The 16,752-nt window shown below is 45.5% G+C and carries 13 protein-coding genes; 7 read left to right on the top strand and 6 right to left on the bottom strand.

All coding sequences use genetic code 11. The annotated features are described in order from the left end of the window. From QT974_RS06440 to QT974_RS06430, 3 genes are all read right to left on the bottom strand, one after another. Positions 1-4,263, bottom strand: a 4,263-nt coding sequence (locus tag QT974_RS06440) for a beta-propeller fold lactonase family protein (protein ID WP_333467693.1), incomplete at its 3' end; no start/stop codon positions are given. A gap of 523 nt (positions 4,264-4,786) precedes the next feature. Then, positions 4,787-4,939, bottom strand: coding sequence for a hypothetical protein (locus QT974_RS06435; RefSeq protein WP_333467692.1), 153 nt, complete (start codon positions 4,937-4,939; stop codon positions 4,787-4,789). Between the two features lie 183 nt (positions 4,940-5,122). Then, positions 5,123-6,163, bottom strand: a complete 1,041-nt coding sequence (locus QT974_RS06430; protein WP_333467691.1) for a hypothetical protein — start codon at positions 6,161-6,163, stop codon at positions 5,123-5,125. Between the two features lie 104 nt (positions 6,164-6,267). Between QT974_RS06430 and QT974_RS06425 the strand changes: the two genes are divergently transcribed. Both QT974_RS06425 and QT974_RS06420 read left to right on the top strand, forming a co-directional pair. Next, positions 6,268-7,203, top strand: coding sequence for a metallophosphoesterase family protein (locus QT974_RS06425; protein ID WP_333467690.1), 936 nt, complete (start codon positions 6,268-6,270; stop codon positions 7,201-7,203). 27 nt (positions 7,204-7,230) lie between these two features. Beyond that, complete coding sequence (locus tag QT974_RS06420) at positions 7,231-7,713, top strand: PD-(D/E)XK nuclease superfamily protein (RefSeq protein WP_333467689.1); 483 nt, start codon at positions 7,231-7,233, stop codon at positions 7,711-7,713. A 741-nt stretch (positions 7,714-8,454) separates the two neighbouring features. Here the strand turns inward: QT974_RS06420 and QT974_RS06415 are convergent. Beyond that, on the bottom strand, positions 8,455-9,330 hold the full coding sequence (locus QT974_RS06415; RefSeq protein ID WP_333467688.1) for a DNA adenine methylase: 876 nt from the start codon (positions 9,328-9,330) through the stop codon (positions 8,455-8,457). Positions 9,331-9,609: 279 nt separating this feature from the next. On the opposite strand from QT974_RS06415, the gene QT974_RS06410 reads away from it, so the two are divergent. From QT974_RS06410 to QT974_RS06400, 3 genes are all read left to right on the top strand, one after another. After that, complete coding sequence (locus QT974_RS06410) at positions 9,610-9,813, top strand: DUF751 family protein (protein WP_333467687.1); 204 nt, start codon at positions 9,610-9,612, stop codon at positions 9,811-9,813. Between the two features lie 403 nt (positions 9,814-10,216). Beyond that, positions 10,217-10,609: a PadR family transcriptional regulator gene (locus QT974_RS06405; RefSeq protein WP_332949489.1), complete on the top strand. Its 393-nt coding sequence runs from the start codon at positions 10,217-10,219 to the stop codon at positions 10,607-10,609. Positions 10,610-10,936: 327 nt separating this feature from the next. Further along, positions 10,937-11,473: a cofactor assembly of complex C subunit B gene (locus QT974_RS06400; RefSeq protein ID WP_333467686.1), complete on the top strand. Its 537-nt coding sequence runs from the start codon at positions 10,937-10,939 to the stop codon at positions 11,471-11,473. 401 nt (positions 11,474-11,874) lie between these two features. Here QT974_RS06400 and QT974_RS06395 read toward each other — a convergent pair whose 3' ends face one another. Beyond that, positions 11,875-12,198, bottom strand: a complete 324-nt coding sequence (locus QT974_RS06395) for a DUF3155 domain-containing protein (RefSeq protein WP_265233835.1) — start codon at positions 12,196-12,198, stop codon at positions 11,875-11,877. 613 nt (positions 12,199-12,811) lie between these two features. Between QT974_RS06395 and QT974_RS06390 the strand changes: the two genes are divergently transcribed. Beyond that, a complete protein-coding gene (locus QT974_RS06390; protein WP_333467685.1) occupies positions 12,812-14,173 on the top strand; it encodes a sensor histidine kinase in 1,362 nt (453 codons plus the stop codon). A 29-nt stretch (positions 14,174-14,202) separates the two neighbouring features. Continuing rightward, a complete protein-coding gene (locus QT974_RS06385; RefSeq protein ID WP_333467684.1) occupies positions 14,203-14,892 on the top strand; it encodes a hypothetical protein in 690 nt (229 codons plus the stop codon). A gap of 323 nt (positions 14,893-15,215) precedes the next feature. Here the strand turns inward: QT974_RS06385 and QT974_RS06380 are convergent. Then, positions 15,216-16,752, bottom strand: a 1,537-nt coding sequence (locus tag QT974_RS06380) for a CHAT domain-containing protein (protein ID WP_333467683.1), incomplete at its 5' end; no start/stop codon positions are given.

Genomic DNA, 16,752 nt, shown 5'->3' with positions numbered 1-16,752 from the left:
AAAGGAACTATTTAAATCGGGGTCTACCGCAAACTCACCTGGTCTGTCTTTACTTGGAATATTTCCTGGCCATGAGCCATCCAGAACCCAACTAACCCAGTTAGGTGTATTTTTTTTGCCATTATAGGAAACAGTGTACTGTGGCTTCTCTATCAAATAGTTATTTTGATAGGTATTATTAGTCAGTAGGTCAGTTCTTGCTGTAGTTGGATTGCTAAACCTCAGCGACTCGCTTTGGAAAAAGACATTATCCAGATAGACAGGAATAGATGCTTCGAGCTTGAATTCAACAGTTGCCGACTGACCGCGCAATCTTTCTGGTACGTCAACATTGAAAGATTCAAAGCCTTCTATCCCGTAATCTACTTTGTATTTATCTGTTAAGTAACTAGCCGGAGCTTTATTACTGTCCGTTTCATTTTCAGCTTTTTGAAGAGTTATTGTTTGAGAAAACGCTGGAATTGATGGATCTGATGGTCGAATAGTAACATCAAGCGTACCTTTAGATTTGGCATTAGAGCTATTGGCAATCTTTGGTGCGTGCAGATCAAATCGAAGAGCGCCCCAATCGGGTACAACAAACCGATTGTGAACAATTTCCTTCACCTTGCTGGTTTCTAACTTAAAAGCATAGTTTGGTTCGCTGTTCCCTTGGATAAGTTTTACGTCTTCCAAACTTTGAACCAAATCAATATTGGGATTGGATTGACCGTTGTGGAACGACCATCCAGGTAGACCCTTAGACAAAGGAGTTCGAGTCACTCCCGAAGGATCGAAAACAGCATCAAAATTCCCATTAAACAAAGTAGGAACCGTCGCGTCTCCTCGCATCCTGGCATCATAAGTATTGTCAAAATCAAGCGGGATACGCTCTACATTTGTTTTAGGGCGCGAACTGTAACCGCCACCCAGAGCCGAATAAAACCAGCCCGTACCAATCCCTTCCCAAGGAGCAGCTTCTACACCATGTTGGAATTTGCTTTCCGGCGTATACCAAGGGCTAACGCGAGTCGGGCCTGTCAAAACACTATTGCTAAATGAAAAGTTTTTATCGAACAACTGTTCCCGATATCCATCACCTCGCCGACGAAATACAGGATTAACTTCTAAGTTTTCATTGGACGGAAAGTTAGTTGGAAACAAGTCGGATGTTCCTCCGTACCAACTCACAACACGTCCGTGTACATCTCCCGGTTTAATCAGAGGATCTGTCGTGAACCCAGCACGGCTGTTATTGTAATCTGGGTCATTTTTATTAGTTCCCAAGAAAACTGGCAAATCTGGTTCTCCCAACAGCGGAGCATTAGGATTGGGATTTTCTGACCTCCAACCTTCTCGCGGAAACTTAAGTCCTGGGGCCGTTTTCCCATTCTCAGTAGACGGTAGATTCGGAATATTGCGACCGGCCGGCGTAAATGTATTGCTCGATAAATTCGGGACTGTCTGATAGTAATTGTCCGCAAAAGTAACATTTTTCCACACCTGAACTTTCGGTTCGCGGAAATCACCGAAATTTTTGGTAACCACATTTAGCGACGGTTGATCGAAATCGTGGGGGTCTAAAGTTGTCATCTGAAGGTCGCGAGTAGCAGAGTTGGGTTTGCCGCCAGCATCAGGAAAATAAGTACCCAAACGCTGAATAATTTCGCTATTGACAACTGTACCCCGACTGAAACCAACAAAGTGCAGCGGTGAATTGAAAACGGCACCTTGTTTGGTAGGGCTGGTTTTATTCTTCAGCACTCCATCCAATTGCACGAGGGAAGTAAAGAAAGCATCTGCTGCCGCTTCTGTGAAGCCTGAATCAGGAACTGCCGATTCATTATTTTCCGACCAGTTATTCAGCAGGACTAACGGTTGTTTCTTGGCCAGGTAGGGAGCTATATAACTTCCCAGCTTAGTGAGATAGTTTGGGTCGGTTTTGGGATTCAAACCTGCTTGGAAGTCTGGCGAAACTGCACCAGATTTGTTTACAGGAACCCAGTAACCTGTAGGCAGGTCGTACTTCATCATTAAACCGCCGCCGTCGATACCTGCATTGGCAATACTATTACCCATTTGGTAAAACTCTGAAGGAATTCCCGGCTTATCCAAAAATGGAGGTTTAAAGCCGTGGGTCAGCACGGTGACGCTGCTGAAGGTATTGTCACCGTTGAGGGCTGGCGGTAGCGGCGTCCAGAAATTACCAAACTCCTCGTTGCGTTTTCCTTCTTTATTCCAAGCTTCAACTGCCCAATTATACTCCTGACCCGCAGTCAGTTTGAGACTGGGAGGAAGTGTAAAGCTGGTATTGGTTCCCGGAGTAAATGTTTTACCGCCATCGAAAGTCCACTTGCCGATATTGGTGCTATCTTTCTGCCAAGTCGCAGTTAAAATCCGGTTGGGGTTGAAATCGTTTTCTTGACTGCGGTAAGAAGATGTACTCCAAGGTTTTGTCAGTAAATCTAACTGCTGCGGTTTACTCAACCCTTGGTCGGAGAGAAATTTGTTACCGTTAGGGTCTGGTAAATCAACTACTTTATCCCACGGCAAAAGTCCCTCACCTTCGTCAAACACGCTGACGAAGAGATTAACTTCTGTAATGTCCTGAGTAGGTAGATTGTCAAAAGTCCATTGGAACTTTGGGTTAAGGGGATTTTCTGAAGTCTCGCTAGTGCCTATCGGCTCTTTCAAATCCAGCCAATCCTGCGGTGTCGCCGCCAAACCGCGAGGGTTAGTCACAGAAACGGGAGCTCGCTTGCTACCAGCCGGCACGCCGTAAGTATATTGGTTGTTCGCGTCGGTCAGAATCTGAAAATCAGCAGCAACACTAACAGCCGGATTAATATTATCAATTGGAATCGCCGCCAAGTCAGCAATCGTAGCATTTCGTGCCGTAGCGCTGTTGAACAAGGGCAGCCCAACACCCCGACCTTTGGCATCTACTTGGAATTGACTGGGGTTCGTCAGCGTTTTGACAAATTCCGCAACATCAAAAACATAAACTTTGCCGCCAGCACCGCTTAAATTTGGATAGGAAGCGTAAAGAAACTTGCTATCACTTGACAGCGCTAAGTCGGTAGCAAATCCATCGGGAATTGGTCGAGTTGCTGCAACTAATTGCGGATTTGTCAGCGGGTCTTTGATAATGCCGATGTTGCTGCCGGCTCGCGGGTCTCCATCTATGCTGGGTATTTCCTGACCGAAAAATTTCGTATCCGCATTCCGACCCACAACAAACGCATAACTCGCATCCGGTAAAACTGTTACCGAAACTCCCTCATTCACATCAAAGTAATCAAAAGTTGAACCCAGCCCTAAACTTGCATAGCGAGTAGTAGCAGCAAAACTTACGGGGTCGTTATTAGTAATGTCCAATACCCCAAATCCTTTGCTATCTTTGCCGCTGTTTGTAAATGTCATTTTCAGCGGAGCGACCGTAGCAGCTAATCCTTCTAGCCCTTCATCTGCTGTGATATTTCCGATTAATTGATTCCACTTTTTGGGGTTCTGACTGGGGTCGCTGGGTCGGTCTTTGGGGTCGATGTTAACGGCGTAAATCTTGCTGTTCGCGCCGTTTGGTGCGGTAACAAATAGCTTTTTGCCGTCGCTGCTAAGGGCGATTTGCCGCAAACCGCTTGGTGCTGTACCGACTGGGATGGTTTGGGTGACTTGGTGATAGGTTGAGGAAAACGGGTTGATGTCGAGAACGTAGATGGAGTTGCTGCCGATTTTTCCGTCTGCGATGTAGGCGTATTGGTCGCGGGGGTCTATGACTATCGATCGACCTTCTGCACCGCTAGGCAAGTTGATAGGATTGATACCAGCGGTATTCGGCTGAGTGTCAATCTGTTGTCGCGTCATCGGATCGACCACAGCAACGCGCCCGGAACGATCCATTACTACGTAAGCACGGCTACCGTCACTGGTGAGTGTTAGTTCTCGCGGGCGATCGAGTATATCATCCGTGCCTACAGAAACGCTGGCAATGGACAAGTCGCTGCTATTAGTAGCTGTGACGACTGATTTGGGATTTGCACCGTTAATAATTGCAACTTTATCTGCTGTCCACTGCGCGGCAAAGATGTATTCTGTATTGTTTTGAATTCGGTAAGGAGTGCTATCGTATTTAACTTCTTTTGCTGCTTCTGAGGGCTTCGGGCTGACTTTTTCATTTTGCTTGCGGCTGATGACGATGCGGGATTCACCTAACGGTACGGTGTTGGGAACAAGAACGGCGATTTCAAATTGATTGTTTGCTAATTTGCGACTTTTGTCTGTCAAAACTGTTGCTTCGTAAGCTTGTTTGCCGACTACAAATTTAACGGTTAAGTCGCTGAATTGACTGCCTAGGGGGTCGCCAAAGTTATCTACTAATACATTGGTAGCCGTGATGAAGAGAACGGGTTGATTGTTGGGAAAAGGTTGATTGTTGCTGTCTGTAAACTTAAGTTCGGCTTAACAGCAGCAAATATATGAATCTTGCTGCGCTTGTTAGCTTTTTTTACTCAGTCCAAGACGCACCAATATCCAAGAAACCGGGTTTTTTGTCTAATTTATGGGCTGCGGCGGATAATTTTCGTAAAAAACCCGGTTTCTAGCCACTCGTGCGTAAGTCCTATTAATGATTAATTGTGATTGGATTGTTAAAAGTTTACAGATTCTTTATCAAAGTAATGTACTTTACTCAGCAATAATACTTAAATTGTTGTAGGCTCGCAGGGAAAGCCTACTCAAATTTACTGCCTTGAAATTACGGAACAATGTTGTTTCTTTCTTCATAATAAATGAAATAATTGGCTGACACCTAAACATCGGAACGCTTTTGAAAGTAAAGGTTGAGAGCTGCAAGGCCGTAAGCTATATAATCGCGCGCGATGTCGCGATCGCGCGCGATCGCCTCTGGGTCGCTTTTGGGAGATTCAATTTCTACTGGTTCGACTTGAGTTAAAATTGTCATCTTTCAATTTTTCTCAAATTTAATTAGTTTAATCTCTGGTAAATCAGCCTTTTCAGGTTTGTAGTGAGGAATGCAAGTCCTCATCAAATAAGAGAGGACTGAAGTCCTCACTACAAACCTAGCTAATTTGATGCTGCGTCCTGGACTTTTAGGCTAATCTGACTGTTTGCAGATACAGAGGATTTAAACTTTATTAATCCCTCTTTCTAAAATAATCATCTCCGAGCCAACAACCGGACTTCTAGCTATTAACTTTCCTTCCAAGTTGGCAATTTGTAATTTGCTGAAATCGAGGGAGTTAGCTTCTTTCCACATTTGACTTGCGAGCTGATTTTGCTCTAGATCGCTGAGTTTGTACCAATCTTCAGCGACTTTGACAGTCAAAAGACCGATCGAGAAATCAGCATCAACAGACTTAACTAAACCGCCGCCGAGTCGATTCGTAATGTCAGCAACTTGATTTTGAATCGCCGCAATCAGAGACTGTTCCGGCGTCAGCGGCGGCGGCGGGAGAATTTCTACAGGTTCCGGTTTTTTCGGCGCCGCTAAATCGGGCAACTTGCTTTTAAATTTAGCGGGTGTAGGCTGAGAATTTGCGATCGCCTCTGGGGATTTCGCTGTTGGCGGCTCCACAAAATCGTCAAACGTTGGCGGCGACTGCTGCGCTGCTGGGATAGGCGCTTTTGCTAGTTTATCCGCTGGTTTTGCCGAGAAACTGTTGAGAGTTAAACCGATCGCCACGATCAGAATTGCAGCTAATCCGGCGTTTAAAATTGGATCGGACAGCTTGGCGTTCGCAGATGCCGGTAGCAGATCCCGCACTAGCCGTACAATACTTTGCCACAGTACAGCGACTTTTGCTAAAAAACTGCTCCCCGTGGGTTTAGAAACAGGCTTTTTATCGAATTTTACCCCAGCTTTTGGCGGGGGTACGCTGTTAACTGTCGCAGCCGCAGCCGGAGGAGGAGTTGTTGCTGAGTTAGAAGCCGTGGGTGCGATCGGCTGTTGCGCCTGAAACGGAGGTTCTGCTGCTAATTTTTTCCCGCCTTTTCCCAAATTTTGAATCGAGACAATCAAAGCTTTGATTTTCTGATTTGTGGAAACAGCGCTGCTGGCCTTTTTAGCTTGACTGCTAGTGGCGGCGGACTTTTTCGGCGAGTCTACCTCCGGTGTCGGAGATGGAGACGCTTCTGGAGTTGGTTGGTTTAGTGGTTCTTCTGACATTTTCTCTGCCTTGGAGCGTTACAAATATATATCTAAACAGGATAAATTTTAGTTGAGCCATCTCAGCCTTAATTTATCATTTCATTAGTTGTAACTGAATCAAAATGAGCATCAAACGCCGTCACTTTCTAATTTTAGGCAGTCTGGGCACCTTAGGTTTTGCCGGAATCTGGAAAATGCTTCAGCTTCGGACTTCCTGGGGTACAGACGCCAATGCTGCTGAGCCTTCTAACCTTGAGGCCCAAAGGGCGATCGTCCCATTACCGGCTTCACCGCCTATTTTACGCTTTATTTCGGTAGCCGACACCGGTACCGGGGCTGAGGGTCAGTATGCTGTAGCTGGGGCGATGGCGCAATATCACCGCGAAAATCCTTTTAACATAGCTGTTCTGGCCGGTGATAACATCTACAATAACGGCGAAATTGAAAAAATTAATGCTGTTTTCGAGCAGCCTTATCAGCCGTTATTGCAGCAAAATGTTAAATTTTATGCTTGTTTGGGAAATCACGACATCCGCACGGCTAACGGCGACCCGCAAGTTAAATATCCGGGTTTTAATATGCAAGGTCGCTACTATACTTTTCGCCGCGATCCGGTACAGTTTTTTGCGTTAGATACCAATCACAATGCTGATTGGAAAAATCAGCTTGTTTGGTTGGAGAAAGAGTTGAGTCAAAGCACTGCACCGTGGAAAGTTGTCTTCGGCCACCACCCGATTTATTCCTCTGGCGTGTACGGCTCGAATCAATCTTTTATTCAGACTTTTACGCCTTTGTTTCAAAAGTACGGCGTCCAGGTTTATATCAACGGACACGAGCACAGTTACGAACGCACTCGCTCGATTGACGGTACTACTTATCTCGTTTGTGGGGCCGGCGCGGGTACTCGTCCGGTGGGGCGTTCTGAATGGACGGAGCATTCTGCGACGCGCCTGAGTTTTGCAACGTTTGATGTCTATGAAGATCGGATGTTTGTCAGTTCTATCGGTACTGACAAGCGGGTTTTTGACCGGGGAGTGCTAAAAGTGCGATCGGCTTAATTCACATTATATTCAGGAGCCAACAATATGAATAGGGGTTGTAGAGCCAATAAAACTGGTTTGGTTTTAGAAGCAACTGTAGAAGGTACGTTGAGAGGTCACGGCTATCTCGAAATATGTCCCGAGCTACCCAAAAAGCGTAAGCGAGATTGGCTCTTGCTTTCTACTGCAAATCCCCAGCGATATGCTAAACAGGTTTATATCGGCTCTAGCATTTATGAAACAGAAATAAATGTCGATTTTTATATTGTTGGCTCTGGTTTGTTTCCTCTCGGTCTAATTGTTGAGTGCAAGTGGCAGGAAGATAAAGGTTCTGTTGACGAGAAGTATCCTTATCTCAATTTAAATATTAAAACTTGCTATGGGGTTCCCACTATTGTGATCGTCGGCGGTGACGGTATGAGGCAAGGTTCGATCGAGTGGTTCAAAAAACAAATTCCTGACAATCCAAATTTGTTGGCAGTTTATAAGCTTGAAGCTTTCATTACCTGGGCAAACAAGAATCTTTAATCAGGAACTACCTATCAAGGCTTGTTTTTTGCCTATCGCCCTTTTCCCCTTCCTTACAGTTGCATTTTTTGAGGAAACTGCGATTATTTACCCTAACACACCATTCAACTATTTTTATTTTACTAATTCAAAAAAAAATTGCCTTTTTTTTTGGGTTGAGTGCTTGACTACAGCCGTTTGAGGAGGTACAATTTAATAATGGGAATAGTGGCAAAAATAAAATTTAGCTCACCACTTCCATTATCTAAAATATATCCTAAAAATCCAGAAAAATCAATAGGCAATAATTCCTTTTTTTAGCAAATTTTTTTACTTATAGCGGTTCGATCGCGTGGTGAGGTATGGCCGCGGAGACCACGGAGGCCTATGCCTGATAGTACCTCACATGGGGGATCGAAAGGCTATAGTTCCTACAATTTTTTGGTTCGCTGGCGATAAATAGACGAATAATATCCTTTCGGTTTGCATCGGAATAATAATTTTCTGGCAGTGCTGTCCCCGCTTGCGATTAGAACTGGCTCGGGGAGGACAGCACTGTATAATTCCGCAGTTACCGGAAATAAGATAAACTCGGTTTTTGATGTCACAGTTTGAGTGTTTGTACATGAGGGCGACCAACCCGGTTTTTAACAAATCTCCGTTTAGTTTAGTAATAATAAATATCCGAACAAACCGGGTTTATGATGTCACAAGCTGCCGTAGAAAATATGTTTAGGTAGAGACCTTGCAAAGAGTGTTTATTTAAACTGAAAATATTAATAATTCCTTGACATTACCGCGCTTGCAACTATTAGAATTAATTCCCCTTGATGCTGATATTTCAGTTATTTTGGGGAACCGCTCTCTTGAAAAAGCTTGAGGATCGGTGTAGATTTCTTTGATGAAGTCGCAGTTAGAATTAGATAATATAACTTTGACGCCACGTTCTGCCAGTTCTGCAAAAACGTTTCTCAGTTTAAGCTGTTCTGATTCTTTAAAACTATCCCGGCTGTAAGCGGTGAAGTTACTTGTGGCACTAATTGGATAGTACGGCGGATCAAAATAAACAAAGTCTTCGCTGCTGGTAGCAAAATCCAAAATTCGATCGAATTTCCTGACTTCAATTTGAGCGGGCGCGAGTAAAGATGAGACCGATCGCAATAAATCTGCTTGACAAATGTTAGGATTTTTGTATCTGCCCATCGGAACATTAAATTGACCTTTGGAGTTTTCTCTGTAGAGGCCGTTGTAACAAGTTTTATTGAGGTAAATCAGGCGTGCTGCTTTTTCTGTGTCTGTGGTGTAGGATCGCGATCGCACCGAGTAATAATAATCAAGATTATCCTTGGTGTGTTCGCAGGCGTGCTCCAATAAAAGCTCAATTAGCTCCTCTACTCGATCCCTGACACAGCAATAGGCATTAATTAACTCAGGATTAATATCTGTTAACACAGCTTGCAAAGAAGGGTGTTGTTGTGCTAAGTAAAAAAATACAGCTCCGCCGCCCAAAAAAGGCTCGTAGTAATTTTTGAACTTTTCAGGCAAATAAGGTTGATATTGTCCAATCAACCTAGTTTTGCCTCCAGCCCATTTCAGAAATGGACGCGGCAATACGAAAGAATGTGCGGCAGCAGACATTTATCTAGAGATAACAGCCATATAATATTTATCACAACTAGAACTCAATAGAAATATTTCTGAAGTTTTAACCCGATGTCGCGTCCGGCCATTAAATAGACAGTGCTGGAGCGATCGACCAAAAGTTTTCGTTAGAATTATATATGTCAGCATTGTCGGTAAAAAGGCCCGATCGCCCGAGGAGGCTGATTTAGCTCCGGCTGTGCCAAAATTGTCTAACTCGCTCACAAGTGTTACCAGTCAAAGATCGAGCTGTAACACTTTACCCCACCTGTGCTCATGGAAGATTTCATTAATAACGTCTCTCGCTACCCCCGCTTTTTCATTACGATTTGTCTGGGGATTTTCTTTTTCCTGTTCGAGCGACTAAAGCCCCTGCTGGCTCGACCGGCAACTGCGATCGCCCTGATTACTTCGATTGTAGCCACTTTCGTGTTTCTAACTTTTACACTGCGCGCTATGTTAGGCCTGAGTCCGGTTTAAAGGCAAAGTTTCGGCTTCAAAAACGAGGCGGACTCTCACAAGCGATCGCGCACCAGCTAGTCAGAGAGTTTGGGGAAGTTGCGAATTTTGAATTAAAACTGGCAACACCAACTCCGAAATTAACAGCGAACTCTTGCAAGCGATCGCACGCGCAAGCAATAGTCGCTGCGATAGATTGGAAGAGGAACTGAGTAAGCTAGTTACCTTAGCGCTCTTCAACCTTGGTGCAAGCAAACATTACCGAAGTGCAAGACAAGCATTTGGGGCGATCGAAATTCACCAGGGAAATACTGCACCTCTGTTTCCCGATTCCCAGTTAATCCTTAGGAAGCGGCACACCCCGCCCCGCTTTCCTCTCCCGTTAACCTGACGGTATCACGAGAGTTTCCAGCGGACAAGACAGATGAAATTTGAACACATCTATCAATTTTTTCAAGACCCCCCTCCTGTTTATCTAAACAAGGAACTAGCAGTGTGCTACATTCTCTCGGTGTTATTGCGCTCAGATTCCTACGGTACAGAACTCATCGGACAACTAGAACGGGAATTCCCCATCTACCGACTTTCTGATACCGTCCTCTACAGCGCTTTGAAATTCCTCGAAGATGAAGCCGTAATCACCGGTTACTGGAAAAAAGTAGAAGGACGCGGCCGCCCCCGCCGGATGTATCAAATCCTGCCGGAGTGGAGGCACCAAGCTCAAGACCTGGCTCGTCTGTGGCACGACTATATCGGTCAAGCTAACGGCGCGTCTGGGCGCCGGCCCCGAGCCTTAGAAACTGGTCACACGGGTTAGCAGGCGTTGCAATCGGATGCCTAAAACCCTGCATATGCTGGCGCTAGTAGCAAAGCGAATTGCCTTTCTTGTCTTCGCTTTGCTGACTCGCCACTACCAGGGATGACAGCAGCTACAACAAGTCAGGACTTACACGCGGTCACTTAAAAAATAGGGATAATGGGTAGATATGGGAATTTGGTGATGAGGAGAGAGGAGAAAAATATCTTGCTACAAAGCTTTCTGTGAATTTTGTGAAAAAAGTGCCTGTGTAAGTCCTCGATCGCTTTCGTCTGTAAACTTATGTAAAGTAATAGTAGACAATTTCACTTACACAAACTTCTACCGATGGATACTGCTGTTCTTCCTTCAACCTTTGTGCTAACGCTGCTGTTGGCTGTTGGCTTGTTTTTCTTCATCAAGGCCTCAGTCAAAGACCGCATCGAACAAGTCAAGCTTGCTTCCGAGAGCGCCCAAGAGTCACTGTTAACCCAGCTACAAGACTATTTTGCCTCTAGGGCTTACCGAGTTGCAGCCGTCGATGCCCCCAACTATAAAGTTACATTTGAGGGTTTTGTCCGGCCGAGTTTGTTTTTAGCTATTTTTCTAACTTTGCTGAGTGCTGGTGGCACTCTTTGCTTGGGACTGGTTTTGGGAATGCTCGTGCCGCAGCAAGGTCAAATTTTCCTAGCTTTGGTACTGCTGTCCCCGCTGGCCGGATTGTTTTACTGGAAACGAGCCGGACGATCTGAGCAAGTTTCCTTGAAACTCGAATCCGTCCCTGAGTCGGGAACCCAAACCAAGAGCTTGGTTACTGTGCGAGCTCACCGCGACGAACTCGCAGCTATGCAAAAAGCTTTAGATTTAAAACCTCTAGAAGATTAAAAGATGAGTGCGGAACCTTTTTTGATATCCTAGATCCCAGACTGATGGTTCGATCGACAAAGCAGTCAAACGATTTTCGGATTGAAGATTTGAGATTTATGCTACACATGAATCTGAAAGCTTGAATTTGCGTCTAAAATTTCTGGTGGCTCGCGACTCGAGTCGCAGTCTGGCGTTTGTTTTTGGGCGGATCAAAAAAAAACCATTATCCTGAGAGTGCCAATTGTGGCGATCGCCCGCTATGGCGATCCTTGCTGTTGCGATGGCTCCTTATACCCTAATTCAATCAGGACTTTTCGCGTAAATTTCAGTTGGCACTCTCTAGACAATGAAAACTCTCGCGCTGTTGTTAAAAGAGTTATCAAACATTGCTGTCAATGTTTTGAACTAAACATTGCAGTCTATGCGCGACTGGCCGACACCACAGGAATTTTTTCTGCCGTGGCTTCGAGCATCACCTTTAAGCTGGGAAACAAGAAATGGTTCTCTTCTACGTATTGGGCTCCGAATAAACCTTTTTCAGCCCAGAAGTATCTGTCGGTGGTATGCTCGTTACGCTTGACCAGCAATAAAGCTGGGGGAGCAATGCCTTCGGCATGGATGAACTTGCGAGCCGCTGTTACGGGTTTATCTTCGCCGCTCTCGATGCTATATTGAGGCACACACTCTAAAATTCTGCGTCCTTCTTGTCGGCGGCGACTTTTGCGTTTGCGTCTCCTGGCCAATTTCTTTACCTCCTCTGTGAGCAGACAGTATGAGCAGACAGGTTTTGACATACTCCCGAGTCCTAAAGACATGGGAATTCTGGATTCAAACAGCAAACGCAAGCACAGCTTGTCTGATATTGCCTAGCCCTCAGGTTGATGCCACAACCTCTAAGATTTTTTTGGATTATAAAGTTGAGACCGGATTTTGACCGAAGAGCGAATCAACAATATATGATTCAATCATCAAAATCGGACGGGGCTTTAGATCCAATTTTTAGGTAATCATAGCTACCAAATCCGAGGCCAGTATATCCCTTCTAGCTCAAAACTTCAACTGTTTTTAATATATCGACATAATCTTAACATTCGTGCCGATCGACAAAAGTGCAGCGGTTATGGTATTGTAACGCAAAAGTTTCGGGCAAAAGCCAAAAAAGAACGAGCTGTGGCAGCCAAGAACAGGCAGTTTGGGGCAAGAATTGCTGGTTGAAGCCGCCAGGAATTGAACTTTTGCCAGTATCAACCACAGGCAGATATCAGAAATTAAAAAATCTCTTACCTGTAATCGGCGACTTATCAATTGTAATTTACTTAAAATTCCGTACGATATCTTAATGTGGCGCTCATGTTAATGCCAGCTAGTTCAGAATTTGTCAAGCTTTGCCGATCGCAAGTGACGATCGCCGTCAGCTTGGGAGCGACATTCAGCGCGGTATACCTGACACAAGAGCTGGTATCCGGGAGCGAAGCAAAGTTGGTGCCGATCGCGGTTTACCCAGACTCCTCAGTCATCGAGGAAGAAAATCAAGAGTTGAGGCTGGAATCTGTGGCAAGCTCGACAGTCAAACCGCTGCCGCGGCTGGCTGCGCCGGCTGTGACTGTGGAAAAATCAACGGTGGGGACGATCGCACCCGAACCACTCCCGGGTTTTGAAAACCGGGATAGCTGCCAGGGCCCGGAGAACCTTTGGCAGCAGCGGAGGCAAATGGTGACGCCTCTGATACACGAGGGAGCTGTCATGGGTCTGTTGGTGTGCGGCAGGCAAGACAGGGCTTGGAACGATCGAGAGGAGGCGACTATGCAACAAATTGCCCGCACCTTGGCCCTCGCGTGCATTTTAGACCAGCGATCGCAGTGGATGCAGCAGGAATTGGGATCGGCGAGGCAAATCCAAGCTCAGGTTTACGACACGATGCACAATTTGCTGCACCAATTTAAAAGTCCGCTGACAGCGCTGCGAACTTTTGGCAAACTGTTAGCGCGGCGGCTGGTACCCGAAGACAAAAACCGCAATGTGGCTTTTAGTATTGTCCGAGAAAGCGATCGCCTCTCTGAATTGCTCAGTCAGTTCGATCGCACCGTAGACACCGGCGAAGCAAATCTGAGACTCCCATCTGCGACTTCAGAAATAGCAACCTCCCATGTGGAATTAACCAGGGATTCTCCTCTGTCGCTGTCACCGGTGACTAATTTGGACGAATCCTGTTTTGTGGAATTCGTCTTAAAACCGCTGTTAATTTCCGCTCATGCGATCGCCTCAGAAAGCCACCTGTCATTACTAGCCGACATACCGCCGGATTTGCCGCCAGTCTCGGCGAACGATCGAGCTTTGCGCGAAGTTTTGAGCAATTTAATTGACAATGCTTTGAAATATACGCCGGACGGTGGCAAAATTTATATTAAAGTCAGCTCTGAGGCGAACGGCCGCCCCTCGCCCGCTGTAGCAGTAGCAGTCAGCGATACCGGCTCGGGAATTCCCCCCCAAGATTTAGAACATTTATTTGAGCGCCACTACCGGGGAGAAAAAGCGCAGACTGAAATTCCCGGTACAGGATTGGGTTTGGCGATCGCCCGCGATTTAGTCCGGCAAATGCAAGGAGAAATCCAAGTATTTTCCCCAGTAAATCCGCAATGGCTGCCATCTGCGGCCGCTCATTTATATCCCACGGATCGCGGCACTACATTTGTGGTTTGGCTGCCGGTGAATAGGTAACTAAAGTCTATTGCTTGGAGACCCTTTTTATGAAGCATCTGCCTTTATTTGATAAAATTCCCAAAATTTCAAAATTTTTTCATCTACTCCAAAAACACTTTTTTACAGTACCTTTTTTAGCTGTTTTCAACACGCTGACTGTATTGTTTCTAGGCGGGCTGAGCCTTTATGCCAAACTCAAAAACCAGGGAGACGGAGTTGAACGTTTGTTTAGCGATCCTTTTAATTCCTGGTTTCCTTATGAAGGCATTCTCACGGGAGTTTCCGAAGTTTTATGGTGCATCCCAGTCGCAATTTGTGCCTTTACCTTCGGAGTTTTGCGCCAAAAAGATCCCCGCAGTCGATCGGCAATATTTTTCTTGTTTAGCGGTTTACTGCTGGCAGTCTTTTTTCTGGATGACAGGTTTCGGATGACTTTGATTCTTTCCCGGCTAGGAATTTCTACTAGATTAATTTATTTTTGTTATGGTAGTGCTGTTTTAGTTTACGGATTTAAGTTTTGGCGCTATATCAAAACTACTCCTTACTTGCCCTTAGTTGCAGCATTTATTTTATTCGCTATCTCCAGGTTGGAAGATATTGTCAATTCTCCCAGTCTAGGAGTACACGCAATGTTAGAAGATGGCACTAAATTATTAGCTCTTTTGAATTTAGCTTTGTATTTTTGGCACGTCTGTCACCAGGAAGTTGGGCGCTCTTTGCAGAATGAACAGCATTAAATTCAGGCATATCCAATATAGCTAGAAGCAAGTTCAAGCAGGGATAGTCTAATATTATGCCACCTAGAACGACAGCAATCAAACATTGTTGATTGCGGGGAATTGAGCGAACACAATATTACAAATTACCAATTACAAATTACCAATTATAGCAATCGCCACAGCGGTGAGGACATAAATAACCTCATGAAGAGAGCCTCCTAACCCATAGCCTAAACGGTTTGATTTCCTGATTCTGCAACTGTCAACTGTCAACTGTCAACTGTCCACTGTCCACTGTCAACTGTCAACTGTCAACTGTCAACTGTCCACTGCTATACAAATTACCAGGGATTGCCGATCATGGTGAAAGCCGCCCAATAATAAGGATGCGCCAGCAGGCGATCGCCCCGGGCGGCAATTTCTGGCGGTAAAATCAGAGTGGTAGAAACTCCTTCAACTCGCAACAGCCCGTCTTGAATCCGCACCCGCCCTCCCAACATCTGCAATTGCGCCCGCCGCAAAGCCTCGGCTTTAATCGTGATATTCCCCTCGCCCCGAGGAGCCCGCAACTGGCGGTAAAACTCCGTCATCAGCCCCAAAGTTCCCTCATCGCTGACTTCCCACAAACTCGCCAAAGCCGATCGCGCACCGCTAGCTACCGCCAAACCCGCAAACCCCAACTCCGCCTCTTCATCGCCCAAAGCGGTACTGCAAGCGCTTAAAACTAACAGATTTACCGGCGGTTGATTCCACCGCAACTGTCGCATTTGATCGATGCGCAATCTAGTATCCCACAACTGAATGTAAGAATTTTTGGGCTCTCCTGGCTGGAATTCGCTGTGAGTGGCTAAGTGAATGATACCAAAAGGACGATTTGCCCGCTGAGTTTGCAAATTTGCGAGAGTAAAATCTTGATTCAAAAATGATTTTCCGCGCTCTGGTGGCGCGATCGACTCTAACTCTACCGGTACTGCTGGTAGTGGCGCTTTATCTTCAAATACCGACGCCCCCATCGCCAAAACTTCATCGTCAGCAGTATTGTCGTAGCGGATATCAGTCAAACTCAGACTCGGCATCACGCTAATGCTATATTTTTCAATTAAAAATTGTTTGCCGTCATGAATGGCAGCAAATGGCACGCTGCGCAAACCTGCTGCGGGAATTACAATTAAATGGTCAATTTTTAAAGCTGTCAATTCTGCCGTCAGCGGCGCTATCAACCACCGATAAAGTTTTTGGGCTGTATCTAAATAACTACTGCTGCTTCTTCTTCTGGGATTAGTGATTTCGCTTTGAAATGCTTCCGCCAATTGCAGCACCTGCCAGCGTGTTGTCGCCGGAATTAAGACGCGCATTGGTTGAGCGTTAGCTGTGACTAAAACTAATTCTAAATGCTCCCCGCTAGCTGCATCCGAAAGTTTTGAATCTGTTGGCGAAAACGTGTTTTCTAACTTATCTCCTAACAATCTATCCGATGGTAATTCGAGGTTTTTATTAACAGGCAATAGATTAGATAAATCCCGACTTGCCACCAGCACCGAGTTATTTTGTTTGGCGGCCGAATCCGATCCGCTCACCCAATTCATATAAATAATTGCCGATTTTACTCCGGTGATTTCTTCGTTTTTTCGCAGAGTTTCGTAAATTACCGACATATTTGTAATCGGCGTTCTTGCGGGCAGATCGAGATATTTTTCGTATTCCCTCGTAAAGGTTTGTTCAAAGGCTAAAATTCCCGGAGCTGAGGCATCTAATCTGCGAGAAAGAACTCTAATAGCAGGGCTGGTCTGGAAATTTTTGTCTGCTGAATTGGGCTGGCGCAATTCTACTTGCAAAGATGCTGGAAGTGATGGCCCGCCCTCGGGATTTACGGGTTGG

Origin of the sequence: Microcoleus sp. BM001215392 (assembly GCF_036700185.1) — a bacterium.
Classification (GTDB): Bacteria; Cyanobacteriota; Cyanobacteriia; order Cyanobacteriales; family Microcoleaceae; genus Microcoleus.
The sequence above is the reverse complement of the archived record's forward strand: the minus strand, read 5'-3'. Positions and strand labels throughout refer to the sequence as shown.

Coding starts and splice junctions, on each gene's coding strand:
- QT974_RS06400 (WP_333467686.1), top strand. CDS start 10,937: ATGGATACTGCTGTTCTTCCTTCAACCTTTGTGCTAACGCTGCTGTTG.
- QT974_RS06385 (WP_333467684.1), top strand. CDS start 14,203: ATGAAGCATCTGCCTTTATTTGATAAAATTCCCAAAATTTCAAAATTT.
- QT974_RS06420 (WP_333467689.1), top strand. CDS start 7,231: ATGAATAGGGGTTGTAGAGCCAATAAAACTGGTTTGGTTTTAGAAGCA.
- QT974_RS06410 (WP_333467687.1), top strand. CDS start 9,610: ATGGAAGATTTCATTAATAACGTCTCTCGCTACCCCCGCTTTTTCATT.
- QT974_RS06435 (WP_333467692.1), bottom strand. CDS start 4,939: ATGACAATTTTAACTCAAGTCGAACCAGTAGAAATTGAATCTCCCAAA.
- QT974_RS06405 (WP_332949489.1), top strand. CDS start 10,217: ATGAAATTTGAACACATCTATCAATTTTTTCAAGACCCCCCTCCTGTT.
- QT974_RS06415 (WP_333467688.1), bottom strand. CDS start 9,330: ATGTCTGCTGCCGCACATTCTTTCGTATTGCCGCGTCCATTTCTGAAA.
- QT974_RS06390 (WP_333467685.1), top strand. CDS start 12,812: ATGCCAGCTAGTTCAGAATTTGTCAAGCTTTGCCGATCGCAAGTGACG.
- QT974_RS06430 (WP_333467691.1), bottom strand. CDS start 6,163: ATGTCAGAAGAACCACTAAACCAACCAACTCCAGAAGCGTCTCCATCT.
- QT974_RS06425 (WP_333467690.1), top strand. CDS start 6,268: ATGAGCATCAAACGCCGTCACTTTCTAATTTTAGGCAGTCTGGGCACC.